Genomic DNA, 13,163 nt, shown 5'->3' on the forward strand with positions numbered 1-13,163 from the left:
CAACGGTGAACGCCGCCTCAGCGCCCCGCAACGTCGAGGCGCACGACCGTCCCGCGCGGCTGCGCGTCGGCGTGGTCGGCGCCGGCCGGGTCGGCCCGGTGCTGGCCGCCGCGCTGCGGCTGGCCGGGCACCAGCCGGTGGCCGCCTCCGGCGTCTCGGACAGCTCGCGGCGCCGCGCCGAGGCGCTGCTGCCCGGGGTGCCGCTGCTGCCGCCGGACGAGGTGCTGGCCGCGTCCGATCTGGTGCTGCTGACCGTGCCGGACGACGCGCTGCCCACGCTGGTCGCAGGGCTTGCCGGGACGGGCGCCATCCGCCCTGGCCAGCTGCTGGTGCACACCTCGGGCCGCTACGGCACCCGCGTCCTCGACCCCGCGCTGCGCGCCGGCGCGCTGCCGCTGGCCCTGCACCCGGTGCTGACGTTCACCGGCTCCCCCGTCGATGTGCAGCGGCTGGCCGGCTGCTCGTTCGGCGTCACGGCGCCGGCCGAACTGCGCATGGCCGCCGAGGCGTTGGTGATCGAGATGGGCGGCGAGCCGGAGTGGATCGAGGAGTCCGACCGCCCGCTGTACCACGCGGCGCTGGCCATGGGCGCCAACTACCTGGTCACGCTGGTCGCGCAGTCCCTCCAGGTGCTGCGCGGCGCCGGCGTCGCCGCGCCCGACCGGATGCTGGGGCCGCTGCTGGGCGCCGCCCTCGACAACGCGCTGCGCTCCGGCGACGCCGCGCTCACAGGGCCGGTGGCCAGGGGCGACGCCGGCACGGTCGCGGCGCATCTGGCCGAGCTGCGCGCGCACGCGCCCGACACCCTGGCCAGCTATCTGGCGCTGGCCCGCACCACGGCCGACCGCGCCCTAGACCACGGGCTGCTCAAGCCCGAGCTGGCCGAGGCGCTGCTGGGCGTGCTGGCCGCCGGCGGTGCGGCCGGCGGCACCGCGTCAAACGGTTCGGACGGAGCTGAGGGATGACCCTGACCGTGGCGCGTCGCGCCGAGGAGCTGTACGCCCACTACACGCGCGGGGCCGAGCGCGCCGTGGTGATGACGCTCGGCGCCCTGCACGAGGGGCACGCGGCCAACATCAGGGCCGCCAGGGAACGCGTCGGCCCCGGCGGGCAGGTCGTCGTCACGGTCTATGTGAACCCGCTCCAGTTCGGTGCCGGCGAGGACTTCGAGCGCTATCCGCGCACCCTCGACGCCGACGTCGAGGTCGCCGCCGCCGCCGGCGCCGATCTGGTGTTCGCCCCCACCGACGCCGAGATGTACCCGGATGGCCGACCGTCCGTCACCCTGGCGGCCGGCCCGCTGGGCGAGCGCCTCGAAGGCGCCTCCCGGCCCGGCCACTTCGACGGCATGCTCACCGTGGTCGCCAAGCTCCTCCACCTCACCCGCGCCGACTACGCCACCTTCGGCGCGAAGGACGCGCAGCAGCTGGCCCTGGTGCGGCGGATGGTGCGCGATCTGAACTTCCCCGTGCGGATCGTCCCCGTCCCGACGCTCCGCGACCCGGACGGCCTGGCCCGTTCCAGCCGCAACCGCTATCTCTCCCCGGCCGAGCGCGTCTCGGCGCTGGCCATCTCCCGGGCGCTGTTCGCCGCCGCCGAGCGGCCCGACGCGCCAGGGGCGCGCGCGGCGGCGCGCGCCGTCCTGGACGAGGCGGCCGGCGGCGACCCCCCGCTCGCCCTCGACTATCTGGCACTGCTCGATCCGGCCACTCTCGACGAGGTGCGCGACGAGCACACCGGCGAGGCGCTGCTCGCCGTCGCCGCCCGGGTCGGCGACACCCGGCTGATCGACAACGTCACACTGACCCTGGACGGCCGGGCATGAGCGAGGAGCAGGCGCTGCCGCCCGCCATAGCCGGGCCGCTGCCGGCCCCGGCGCCCGGCTGGGCCATCGAGGCGGATGTGGTGGTGGTCGGCTCCGGCGTCGCGGGGCTCACCGCCGCGCTGCGCTGCGCCGCCGCCGGCCTGCGCACCGTGATCGTCACCAAGGCCCGCCTCGACGACGGCTCGACCCGCTGGGCGCAGGGCGGCATCGCCGCCGCGCTCGGCGAGGGCGACACCCCCGAGCAGCATCTGGCCGACACCCTCGTCGCCGGCGCCGGGCTCTGCGACGAGCGCGCCGTCCGCGCCCTCGTCACCGAGGGCCCGGACGCGGTCCGGCGGCTGATCGCGCTCGGCGCCACCTTCGACACCGAGGCGGACGGCGCCCTCGCGCTGACCCGCGAGGGCGGCCACCACCGGCGGCGGATCGCGCACGCCGGCGGCGACGCCACAGGCGCCGAGATCTCCCGCGCCCTGCTCGCCGCCGTGCGCGCGGCCGGCATCGAGACGGTGCAGAACGCCCTGGCGCTCGACCTGCTGAAGGACGCCACCGGACGCGCCGCCGGCGTCACGCTCCATGTGATGGGCGAGGGCCGGCACGACGGGGTCGGCGCCGTGCGCGCGGACGCCGTGGTGCTGGCCACCGGCGGGATGGGGCAGATCTTCTCGGCGACCACCAACCCGGCCGTCTCCACCGGGGACGGCGTCGCCCTGGCGCTGCGCGCCGGCGCCGAGGTCTCCGATCTGGAGTTCGTCCAGTTCCACCCGACGGTGCTCTATCTCGGCCCAGGCGCCGAGGGGCAGCAGCCGCTGATCTCCGAGGCGGTGCGGGGCGAGGGCGCCCATCTGGTGGACGCGGCCGGCGAGCGCTTCATGGCCGGCCAGCACGAGCTGGCCGAGCTGGCGCCCCGCGACATCGTGGCCAAGGCGATCACCCGCCGCATGCGTGAGCAGGGCACCGACCACATGTATCTGGACGCCCGGCACTTCGGCGCGGCCATGTGGGAGCGCAGGTTCCCCACCATCCTGGCCGCCTGCCGCTCGCACGGCATCGACCCGGTGACGGAGCCGATCCCCGTCTCCCCCGCTGCCCACTACGCCTCGGGCGGGGTGCGCACCGACCTCGCGGGGCGGAGCACCGTGCCGGGGCTCTACGCCTGCGGCGAGACCGCCTGCACGGGGGTGCACGGCGCCAACCGGCTGGCCTCCAACTCGCTGTTGGAGGGCCTTGTCTTCGCTGAACGCATCGCTGAACGCATCGCCGAACACATCGCCGGGCGCGCCGCTGAAAGCACCGCCGAACACACCGCCGAACGCCCCGTGCCGGCCGTGCTCGCGACACCCGAGGGCCCCGGGGCCGGCCCCGGGGCGCCCGCCGTCCCGCGCCCGCTGCCCGGCGTCGGGCTGCTGCCGCCCGAGGCGCGGCTCGCCATCCAGCGCGCGATGACCTCGGGCGCCGGCGTGCTGCGCTCGGCCGACAGCCTCGCCGAGGCCGCCGGGGCGCTGGACGCCCTGGCGGAAGATGATGACCGGAAGCCGGCGGAGCCGGGCGCCGACACCTGGGAGACGGCTAACCTGCATCTGGTCGCCCGGGTTCTGGTCAGCGCGGCCCAGCGCCGCGCGGAGACGCGCGGCTGCCACTGGCGCGAGGACCACCCCGAGCGGAACGACGCGGTCGGGCGACGCCATCTGGTCGCCGCACTGCGCACCGGCGCCGCGGGCCCCGTCCTCGCCGTCCACACCACCGACACGACCGGGTTCCCTGACGGCCCGGTCGTCCCCTAGGAGAGCCTCAGTCGTGACCAGCAGCCCCCGTCCATCCGGCCCCCCGCAGGTAGAGCTGAACCTGCTGCCCATCGGCAGCCGTCCGGAGGCGGACGAGCCGGTCGGCGGCTGTGGCTCGGGCTGCGGCTGCGGCGCCGGGCACGACGCCGAGGGTCTCGACCCGCTGGACCCCCTGGAGTGCGGCCTCGACCCGGACCTCGCCGCGCTGCTCGACGCGGCGGGGCTCGACCCGATCCGGGTGGAGGACGTCGCCCACCTGGCGGTCGAGGAGGACCTGGACGGCGGGGTCGACCTGACCACCGTCGCCACCATCCCCGAGTCCGCCGTCGCCACCGGGGACTTCACCGCCCGGCAGGCCGGCACGGTCGCCGGTCTGCACATCGCCGAGGCGGTGCTCTCCGTGGTGTGCGCCGACGAGTTCGAGGTGGAGCGGCATGTCGCCGACGGCGACCGGGTCGAGGCAGGACAGGTGCTGCTCTCCGTCACCACCCGCACCCGGGATCTGCTGACGGGCGAACGGTCGGCGCTCAACCTGCTCTGCCGGCTCTCCGGCATCGCCACCGCCACCAGGGCCTGGGCCGACGTCCTGGCCGGCACCCCGACCCGGGTGCGCGACACCCGCAAGACGACGGCCGGGCTGCGGATGCTGGAGAAGTACGCGGTGCGCTGCGGCGGCGGCGTCAACCACCGGATGTCGCTCTCCGACGCCGCGTTGATCAAGGACAACCACGTCATCGCCGCCGGCGGCGTCGCCGAGGCGTTCCGCCGGGTGCGGGACGAGTTCCCCGGGGTGCCGGTCGAGGTCGAGGTGGACCGCCTGGACCAGATCGAGCCGGTCCTCGCCGAGGGCGCCGATCTGCTGCTGCTGGACAACCTCAGCCCCGAGGAGACGGCCGAGGCGGTGGCCCTGGTCGCCGGCCGGGCCGAGCTGGAGTCCTCAGGACGGCTCAGCCTGGACGTGGCCGCCGCGTACGCGGCCACCGGGGTGAACTACCTCGCGGTGGGCGCGCTCACCCATTCGGCGCCGATTCTGGACATCGGTCTCGACCTCCGCTCCGAGGGGCGCAACTGACATGCTGCTCACCATCGACGTCGGCAACACCCACACGGTCCTCGGCCTCTTCGACGGCGAGGAGATCGTCGAGCACTGGCGCATCTCCACGGACGCCCGCCGCACAGCCGACGAGCTCGCGGTGCTGCTCCAGGGCCTGATGGGGATGCACCCGCTGCTCGGCGAGGAGCTGGGCGACGGCATCGACGGCATCGCCATCTGCTCCACGGTGCCATCCGTCCTCCACGAGCTGCGCGAGGTCACCAGGCGCTACTACGGCGACATCCCCGCCGTGCTGGTCGAGCCGGGCGTGAAGACGGGGGTGCCGATCCTCACCGACAACCCCAAGGAGGTCGGCGCCGACCGGATCATCAACGCGGTGGCGGCGGTCGAGCTGTACGGGGGCCCGTGCATCGTGGTCGACTTCGGCACCGCGACCACCTATGACGCGGTCTCGGCGCGCGGCGAGTACGCCGGCGGCGCCATCGCGCCCGGCATCGAGATCTCCGTGGAGGCGCTGGGCCTGCGCGGCGCCCAGCTGCACAAGGTCGAGCTGGCCAGGCCCCGGCATGTGATCGGCAAGAACACCGTGGAGTCCATGCAGTCCGGCATCCTCTACGGCTTCGCCGGCCAGGTCGACGGCATGGTGGAACGCATGTCCAGGGAGCTGGCCGACGATCCCGACGATGTGACGGTGATCGCCACCGGCGGGGTGGCCCCGCTGGTGCTGCGCGAGTCCACGGTGATCGACGAGCACGAGCCCTGGCTCACCCTGATCGGCCTCCGCATGGTCTACGAGCGCAACGTCTCCCGGCTCTGAGCCGCGCCCCCGAAGGGGGGCACACGGGGGAACGGGGGAACACGCCGCCGAACGCCAATTAGCCAAGATTGTCTGTTTAGTACTTAAAGTCGGTTTATGGCTACGTCTCAGGCTTCTTCCCCGACCCCGGGCGGCGACGGGGACGACAACGGTGAGCAGCGGTCGCGTCGTTCGCAGGCCCAGCGCCCGGTGCCGACTCCGGCGGACGTCTTCCCGCCACGCCGCAAGCGCCCGGCGCCGCCCCCCACGGACGGGGGTTCTCCCCAGCGGGACGAGGCGGAGGGCGGGGGCGACGCGGAGGCCGCGGAGCGGACCTCGGGGGGCGAAGGGGAGGAGTGACGAGAGAGCGGCGCGCGGTGGTCGGTAGGCTGACTCACCCGAGCAGCTCCAAGGAGGCCGATTCCCGTGGACCACATCGCCGCGCTCTTCGCTCCCACGGTGATGGCCGTGGCTTTCGTCTATCTGATCGTCACCATCATCAGAAGCCAGGGCGGCGCCAACAAGTACAAGGAGGACGCCGCCGTGGACGCGGCGCTGGCCTCCGTCAACTCGGCGACCGCCGCGAACTCGACGTCCGGCGCCGATGATTCCACCGCCCGCAGGGACTCCGCCGAGGGCTGATCCGACAGGCGGACGCCCCCGATCGGCCTGAAGGAAACGTCCGTTTTATCCTGTCGGGACTATTGTTCTTCCTGTGCCTCGCCCATTGGGAGACTTGGAAGACGCGGTGATGACCCGCGTGTGGGAGTGGAACCGCCCGGTCACGGTGCGGGAAGTTCTCGAGGATCTGCGGCAGGACCGTTCGATCGCCTATACGACTGTGATGACGGTTCTGGACAACCTGCATCAGAAGGGCTGGGTGCGCCGCGAGCAGGAGGGGCGTGCCTATCGCTATGAGGCGATCTCCACTCGCGCTGCGTACTCGGCGGCTTTGATGAATGACGCGTGGTCAGAGAGTGACAACCCGGCCGCCGCTCTCGTCGCTTTCTTCGGCATGATGTCCCCCGAGCAGACCGCCGCATTGCGCGGCGCCCTCCGGGTCGTGGATGTCGCGGGAGTTCGCGTGACCGCCCCCGAAGAGGAAGACCAACCTCCCCAGCGATAACCTCGCCGCTGTGTCGGAAACCCCAACGGAAGTCACTGTCCGCCGTGCCAGGACTACGGACGTCGCAACCGTGCGCCGGCTGATCGACGCCTACTCGCGCCAGCGCATCCTGCTCGACAAGGCAACGGTCACCCTTTACGAGGACATTCAGGAGTTCTGGGTGGCCGAGCGCGACGAGGACGCGGAAGTGGTCGCCTGCGGAGCCCTGCACGTGATGTGGGAGGATCTGGCCGAGGTGCGTACTCTCGCGGTCGATCCGCGCCTCAAGGGGCAGGGTGTGGGCCACCGGGTGCTGGAGAAGTTGCTCGGGACCGCCCGCTGGCTCGGGGTCCGTCGCATTTTCTGCCTGACCTTCGAAGTCGAGTTCTTCGCCCGCCACGGGTTCGTCGAGATCGGTGACGCGCCGGTGGACGGCGATGTCTACAGTGAGCTGCTGCGTTCCTATGACGAGGGCGTCGCCGAGTTCCTGGGACTGGAACGGGTGAAGCCCAACACTTTGGGTAACAGCCGCATGCTGTTGCATCTCTGAATCATGTGACGAGCGGCGGTTATGTCCGAATCGTCCCACCTCGTCTTAAGGGGTGCCCCCAGTAATCTTGACCCGGGGTTTGTGTTTTTCCGGCAATGACGGTTTGATTACTTGCGCAGTACCCCTAATGGTATTCGGAACTATGAAAGAGGAGTAGCCCGGTGGCACAGAAGGTTCAGGTCCTTCTCCTCGATGACCTCAGCGGTGGCGAGGCTGACGAGACAGTTACGTTCGCCCTCGACGGCAAGACTTACGAGATCGACCTCAACTCCGAAAACGCCGACAAGTTGCGCGATGCGCTTGAGCCCTATGTGAAGGCTGGTCGGCGTGCCGGCAGTGGCCGCACCGCTCGGGGCCGCGGTCGGGCGGCCGTGGCGGGCGCGACCGCGGGTGGCGCCACCCAGGACACCGCGAAAATCCGCGCTTGGGCGAAGGAGAACGGATACGACGTCAATGACAGGGGCCGCGTTCCCGCGAACATCCGCGAGGCGTACGAGAAGGCCGGCGTCTGAGTCGCGTCGCTATCGAACGGCCTTTCAGTCGGCCGTGGTTCGCCACGGCCCGGGTGAGGGTCCCTGTACGGGGGGTCGTGCTTTCCGGGCGGCCCCCCGAGGCATGTCCCCGACCCCTCTCCCCACCCCCCGGTGACCCCTCCCGACCGCCGGCGGCCGGCCAGGCGCCGGCCGGTCACGGCTCGTCGACATGCCGCCGCTCAGGGTGTTCGCGTTCGCCTGTAGCGGATGTTCGGGACCAGTCCCGCATGGAGTGTCAGCCTTGGGGGGTAGGAAGTCCCTAATGGATGAGGGGGCGGTGGTTGTGGGTTCGTGGCTGGTATTCCCGGGGGCGTTCGCCGACGGCGTAGTCATCCGGGGCGCCATCCCTTGGCCTGCGGGAACATCGTCTCGCACTATCGGGTTGGAGCTGTTGTCGCCTGTTCGGGGCACGGAGCCGGGGACAGGAGCCACAGTCGGAATGAGCGGTCCCCCGTTGCGGGACTAAGCTGCGGAAGGACAGGGAGGGGACCGACCCCTTTACTGCCTGACCGCTCTGAGGAGCGATTAACGATGTTCGAGAGGTTCACCGACCGCGCGCGGCGGGTTGTCGTCCTGGCTCAGGAAGAAGCCCGGATGCTCAACCACAACTACATCGGCACCGAGCACATCCTTCTGGGCCTGATCCACGAGGGTGAGGGTGTCGCCGCTAAGGCCCTGGAGAGCCTCGGGATCTCGCTTGAGGCGGTCCGCCAGCAGGTGGAGGAGATCATCGGGCAGGGCCAGCAGGCTCCGTCCGGGCACATCCCCTTCACCCCCCGGGCCAAGAAGGTGCTGGAGCTTTCGCTCCGCGAGGCACTCCAGCTCGGCCACAACTACATCGGCACCGAGCACATCCTGCTCGGCCTGATCCGCGAGGGCGAGGGCGTCGCCGCCCAGGTCCTGGTGAAGCTCGGCGCCGACCTCAACCGGGTGCGGCAGCAGGTGATCCAGCTGCTCTCCGGCTACTCGGGCGGCAAGGAGGCGGCCACCGCCGGAGCCCCGGCCGAGGGCACGCCCTCCACCTCCCTGGTGCTCGACCAGTTCGGCCGGAACCTCACCCAGGCCGCTCGGGAGACCAAGCTCGACCCGGTGATCGGGCGCGAGAAGGAGATCGAGCGGGTCATGCAGGTGCTGTCCCGCCGCACCAAGAACAACCCGGTGCTGATCGGCGAGCCCGGCGTCGGCAAGACGGCCGTCGTCGAGGGCCTGGCCCAGGCGATCGTCAAGGGCGAGGTGCCCGAGACGCTCAAGGACAAGCACCTCTACACCCTGGACCTCGGCGCCCTGGTCGCCGGCTCCCGGTACCGCGGTGACTTCGAGGAGCGCCTGAAGAAGGTGCTCAAGGAGATCCGCACCCGGGGCGACATCATCCTGTTCATCGACGAGCTGCACACCCTGGTCGGCGCCGGCGCCGCCGAGGGCGCCATCGACGCCGCCAGCATCCTCAAGCCGATGCTGGCCCGCGGCGAGTTGCAGACCATCGGTGCCACCACGCTGGACGAGTACCGCAAGTACCTGGAGAAGGACGCCGCGCTCGAACGCCGCTTCCAGCCGATCCAGGTCGCGGAGCCCTCGCTGCCGCACACCATCGAGATCCTCAAGGGCCTGCGGGACCGCTACGAGGCGCACCACCGCGTCTCCATCACGGACTCGGCCCTGGTCGCGGCGGCCCAGCTGGCCGACCGCTACATCTCGGACCGCTTCCTGCCCGACAAGGCGATCGACCTGATCGACGAGGCCGGCTCGCGGATGCGCATCCGCCGGATGACGGCCCCGCCGGACCTGCGCGAGTTCGACGAGAAGATCGCGAACGTGCGCCGGGAGAAGGAGTCCGCGATCGACTCGCAGGACTTCGAGAAGGCCGCCTCGTTGCGTGACAACGAGAAGCAGCTGCTGACCGGCAAGGCGCAGCGCGAGAAGGAGTGGAAGTCCGGCGACATGGACGTCGTCGCCGAGGTGGACGAGGACCTCATCGCCGAGGTTCTGGCCGCCTCCACGGGCATCCCGGTCTTCAAGCTCACCGAGGAGGAGTCCTCGCGACTGCTGCGCATGGAGGACGAGCTGCACAAGCGCGTCATCGGCCAGCAGGACGCGATCAAGGCCCTCTCCCAGGCCATCCGCCGCACCAGGGCGGGCCTGAAGGACCCCAAGCGTCCCGGTGGCTCGTTCATCTTCGCCGGCCCGTCCGGCGTGGGTAAGACGGAGCTGTCCAAGACGCTCGCGGAGTTCCTCTTCGGCGACGAGGACGCGCTGATCTCCCTCGACATGTCGGAGTTCGGCGAGAAGCACACCGTCTCCCGGCTCTTCGGCTCCCCGCCCGGATACGTGGGGTACGAGGAGGGCGGCCAGCTCACCGAGAAGGTGCGCCGCAAGCCGTTCTCCGTGGTCCTCTTCGACGAGGTCGAGAAGGCCCACCCGGACATCTTCAACTCGCTGTTGCAGATCCTGGAGGACGGTCGGCTGACCGACTCCCAGGGCCGGGTGGTGGACTTCAAGAACACCGTCATCATCATGACCACCAACCTCGGTACCCGGGACATCTCCAAGGGCTTCAACCTCGGGTTCGCGGTGGCCGGCGACGTCGCCACCGGGTACGAGCGGATGAAGGCCAAGGTCAACGACGAGCTGAAGCAGCACTTCCGCCCGGAGTTCCTGAACCGTGTCGACGACACGGTGGTCTTCCACCAGCTCACCAAGGACGACATCATCAAGATCGTCGATCTGATGATCGCCCAGGTGGACGAGCGCCTGAAGGACCGCGACATGGCGATCGAGCTGAGCACGGACGCCAAGGAGCACCTGGCCAAGCGCGGCTACGACCCGGTGCTGGGCGCCCGCCCGCTGCGGCGCACCATCCAGCGCGACATCGAGGACGTGCTCTCGGAGAAGATCCTCTTCGGCGAGCTGCGCCCCGGTCACATCGTGGTGGTGGGCACGGAGGGCGAGGGCAAGGACAAGAAGTTCACCTTCCGGGGTGAGGAGAAGTCCTCGCTGCCGGACGCCCCGCCGGTGGAGCAGGCGGCCAAGGGCGGTCCCAAGCTCTCCAAGGACTGATCAGGACCGCTCTCGGAACACGCGCGGGCGCCCCGTGACCCCTTCGGGTCATGGGGCGCCCGCGCGTCCGCTCGCCCCGTCGGCTCGCCGTCCCGGCGGAAGGCACCCACGATGGAAGCAGCGACGCCGAGCGAGCTTGCGGAGGTGTGGGGCCATGCGGCACGAGATGCGCGCCGAGTACCAGGAGACGGAGGGGGAGCAGGCCCAGCCCTGGCCGGTGAAGACCTGGCACATGGTGCGGGACGGGGAGCGGAGCGCCATGTGCGGCCGTGAGCTGCGCCCCGACGCCAGAGCCCTCTCCGAGGAGGACTGGGGCCGCACCCCCGAGCCGTTCTGCCACAGCTGCGGGGCGCTCTATCTGCGCGAGGTGCCCTGAGCCGGCTCGGGGCCGAGCCCGACTGTCAGTGGTCTGCGGCAGACTGCCGGCATGGAAGACAAGCAGGCCGTCACCGGCCCGGACGGGGTGTCCCGCTGCCCCTGGGGCGTGGCCCCCGAGGACTACCGGGTCTATCACGACGAGGAGTGGGGCCGCCCGGTGCGCGGCGATGACGCGCTGTTCGAGCGGCTGTCCCTGGAGGCGTTCCAGTCGGGCCTGTCCTGGCTGACGATCCTGCGCCGCCGCGAGGGCTTCCGGGCCGTCTTCGCCGGCTTCGCGATCGCCGAGGTCGCCCGCTTCACCGAGGCCGACGAGGCCAGGCTCCTCGCCGATCCGGGGATCATCCGCAACCGCCTCAAGGTCCGGGCCACGCTGGCGAACGCCGCGGTGATCGCCGAGTGGGCAGAAGGCGAGCTGACGGAGCTGATCTGGTCGTTCGCCCCCGATCCGGCCGGCAGGCCCGTCCCCCACAGCACGGCGGACATACCGGCCACCACGCCGGAGTCGATCGCCCTGGCCAAGGAGCTGAAGCGGCGCGGCATCCGGTTCGTCGGCCCCACCACGGCCTATGCGCTGATGCAGGCGTGCGGCCTGGTGGACGACCACCTGGCCGGCTGCCACGCCAGGCGGGGCTGAGCGGCGCGCTCTGCCCTCGGCTAAGACGCCCCGTCCGGGGGACGGCCCTGCCCTAGAGTCGGTGCCCGGGGGAAGGAAGAGGGGGGCAGCTGTGGGCCGGATGAGCGCGAGTCCCGTCAGCGGCACGGCGGCCGGCGTGCCGTTCACGGCGCTGCCGCCGGCCGTCCCGGCGCCGGCCGCCGCTCCGCTGCTGGTCACCTGGCACATGATGGACGCGCCCCGCACGGACGCCGCGTTCGCCGCCGCGCTGCCGCTGGTCGAGCTGCCGGCCTGGCGGGTGCATCTGGGGATGCCCTGGTGCGGGGCCAGGGAGCCGGCCGAGGGGATGTCGGCGGCCATCGCCCGCACCAGGGACAACACGGTGCTCGGCTATCTGGCTCCGGTGGTCGACCAGGCCACCGAGGAGTTCGGGGGCGCCCTCGCGGCGCTGCGCTCCCGGCTGCCGCTGGACGAGGGACCGATCTCGGTGGTGGGCGGCTCCCTCGGCGGCGCGGTCGCGCTCAACGTGCTGGCCGCCGGCGACGTGCCGGTGCGGGCGGCGGCCGTGATCAACGCGGGGATCAGGGCCCGTTCCGTGGTCGACCTGGTGGAGAGCGCCACGGGCCGGCGTCAGCCCGTCAGGCCAGCCGCCGAGGAGGCCGCCGACCGGCTGGACTTCGTGGCCAGGGCGGGGGATATCACCGCCGGAGCGGGCGGGGCGCCGCTGCTGGTGGTCAGCGGCGAGCTCGACTACCCGGCGCTGCGCCGGGACGCCGCCGAGCTGGTGTCGGCGCTGCGTGCCCACCACGCCCGGCCGGCGGCGGTGCGGCTGCTCCGGGTGCCGGAGCTGGCGCATCCGCTGGCCGAGCGCCCCGGCGTCGAGCCCGCGCCGCCGCTGCCGGCCGCCCGCGTGGTGGGAGAGGCCCTCACGGCCTTCTTCGCCCCCCTGCTGGCGGCCGGAGAGGAGCCCCCGCATGGCTGAGCACGGCTGGTGGATCGGCACGGCCCGCACGGTGGACGAGGTGCTGTCCGCCGGTCCGCTCTACGACGAGCGGCCCAGGCCCGCCTGGGCGGAGCGCTTTCTCGCCTCCCCCGGGCACCATCTGCTGCTGGCGTACGCCGAGGGCGCCGAGGGGCCGGTCGGGATGGTCACGGGCGTCGAGATGACGCACCCGGACAAGGGCACCGAGATGTTCCTCCACGAACTGGGCGTGGCGCCCTCCCACCGGCGGCGCGGCGTGGGGCGCGGCCTGGTGGAGGCGCTGGCCGAGCTGGCGCGCGAGCGGGGCTGCCACGGGATGTGGGTGGCGGTCGACACGGACAACGAGCCGGCCCTGGCGACCTACCGCTCGGCCGGTGGCAGCTTCGAGGGGCCGTGCACGGTGGTGAACTGGCCTCTGGCCGCCGCCGACCCGCCCGGCTGAGGCGCGCGTCCCTGGGCGCTCAGGCCGGCAGCGGCACGGCCGCGTGGGCC

Annotated in this window: 15 protein-coding genes; all 15 read left to right on the forward strand. The window is 72.0% G+C overall.

What is annotated here, in order from left to right:
* Positions 1 to 5 precede the first annotated feature (5 nt).
* The 15 genes from K4G22_RS16810 (at position 6) to K4G22_RS16880 (ending at position 13,113) form a co-directional block, all read left to right on the forward strand.
* Positions 6 to 965, forward strand: a complete 960-nt coding sequence (locus K4G22_RS16810; RefSeq protein ID WP_228081053.1) for a Rossmann-like and DUF2520 domain-containing protein — start codon at positions 6 to 8, stop codon at positions 963 to 965.
* Positions 962 to 1,825: a pantoate--beta-alanine ligase gene (gene panC / locus K4G22_RS16815; RefSeq protein WP_228081054.1), complete on the forward strand. Its 864-nt coding sequence runs from the start codon at positions 962 to 964 to the stop codon at positions 1,823 to 1,825. The genes K4G22_RS16810 and panC overlap by 4 nt, the downstream gene beginning before the upstream one ends.
* Positions 1,822 to 3,606 carry an L-aspartate oxidase gene (locus K4G22_RS16820; protein ID WP_228081055.1) on the forward strand — a complete coding sequence of 595 codons (1,785 nt, stop codon included), beginning with the start codon at positions 1,822 to 1,824 and terminating at the stop codon, positions 3,604 to 3,606. Before panC ends, K4G22_RS16820 begins: the two co-directional genes overlap by 4 nt.
* A gap of 13 nt (positions 3,607 to 3,619) precedes the next feature.
* Complete coding sequence (gene nadC / locus K4G22_RS16825) at positions 3,620 to 4,678, forward strand: carboxylating nicotinate-nucleotide diphosphorylase (protein WP_425336704.1); 1,059 nt, start codon at positions 3,620 to 3,622, stop codon at positions 4,676 to 4,678.
* Position 4,679: 1 nt separating this feature from the next.
* The gene (locus K4G22_RS16830) at positions 4,680 to 5,477 is read left to right on the forward strand and encodes a type III pantothenate kinase (RefSeq protein WP_062210539.1); all 798 of its coding nucleotides are present in this window, start codon (positions 4,680 to 4,682) and stop codon (positions 5,475 to 5,477) included.
* A gap of 96 nt (positions 5,478 to 5,573) precedes the next feature.
* Complete coding sequence (locus K4G22_RS16835; protein WP_228081056.1) at positions 5,574 to 5,816, forward strand: hypothetical protein; 243 nt, start codon at positions 5,574 to 5,576, stop codon at positions 5,814 to 5,816.
* 66 nt (positions 5,817 to 5,882) lie between these two features.
* Complete coding sequence (locus K4G22_RS16840; RefSeq protein WP_228081058.1) at positions 5,883 to 6,098, forward strand: hypothetical protein; 216 nt, start codon at positions 5,883 to 5,885, stop codon at positions 6,096 to 6,098.
* Between the two features lie 73 nt (positions 6,099 to 6,171).
* On the forward strand, positions 6,172 to 6,582 hold the full coding sequence (locus K4G22_RS16845) for a BlaI/MecI/CopY family transcriptional regulator (protein ID WP_228081059.1): 411 nt from the start codon (positions 6,172 to 6,174) through the stop codon (positions 6,580 to 6,582).
* A gap of 10 nt (positions 6,583 to 6,592) precedes the next feature.
* Positions 6,593 to 7,111 (forward strand): amino-acid N-acetyltransferase, encoded by a 519-nt coding sequence (locus K4G22_RS16850; RefSeq protein ID WP_228081060.1) that lies wholly within the window; start codon positions 6,593 to 6,595, stop codon positions 7,109 to 7,111.
* A gap of 161 nt (positions 7,112 to 7,272) precedes the next feature.
* On the forward strand, positions 7,273 to 7,623 hold the full coding sequence (locus K4G22_RS16855; protein ID WP_228081061.1) for a histone-like nucleoid-structuring protein Lsr2: 351 nt from the start codon (positions 7,273 to 7,275) through the stop codon (positions 7,621 to 7,623).
* A gap of 552 nt (positions 7,624 to 8,175) precedes the next feature.
* Positions 8,176 to 10,698 carry an ATP-dependent Clp protease ATP-binding subunit gene (locus K4G22_RS16860; RefSeq protein WP_228081062.1) on the forward strand — a complete coding sequence of 841 codons (2,523 nt, stop codon included), beginning with the start codon at positions 8,176 to 8,178 and terminating at the stop codon, positions 10,696 to 10,698.
* A 154-nt stretch (positions 10,699 to 10,852) separates the two neighbouring features.
* Positions 10,853 to 11,074, forward strand: coding sequence for a hypothetical protein (locus tag K4G22_RS16865; protein WP_228081063.1), 222 nt, complete (start codon positions 10,853 to 10,855; stop codon positions 11,072 to 11,074).
* A 51-nt stretch (positions 11,075 to 11,125) separates the two neighbouring features.
* A complete protein-coding gene (locus K4G22_RS16870) occupies positions 11,126 to 11,710 on the forward strand; it encodes a DNA-3-methyladenine glycosylase I (RefSeq protein WP_228081064.1) in 585 nt (194 codons plus the stop codon).
* Positions 11,711 to 11,810: 100 nt separating this feature from the next.
* Positions 11,811 to 12,671, forward strand: coding sequence for an alpha/beta hydrolase family protein (locus tag K4G22_RS16875; protein ID WP_228081065.1), 861 nt, complete (start codon positions 11,811 to 11,813; stop codon positions 12,669 to 12,671).
* Positions 12,664 to 13,113 carry a GNAT family N-acetyltransferase gene (locus K4G22_RS16880; protein WP_228081067.1) on the forward strand — a complete coding sequence of 150 codons (450 nt, stop codon included), beginning with the start codon at positions 12,664 to 12,666 and terminating at the stop codon, positions 13,111 to 13,113. Before K4G22_RS16875 ends, K4G22_RS16880 begins: the two co-directional genes overlap by 8 nt.
* Positions 13,114 to 13,163: the final 50 nt, after the last annotated feature.

It is taken from the genome of Streptomyces profundus (assembly GCF_020740535.1).
GTDB lineage: Bacteria > Actinomycetota > Actinomycetes > Streptomycetales > Streptomycetaceae > Streptomyces > Streptomyces profundus.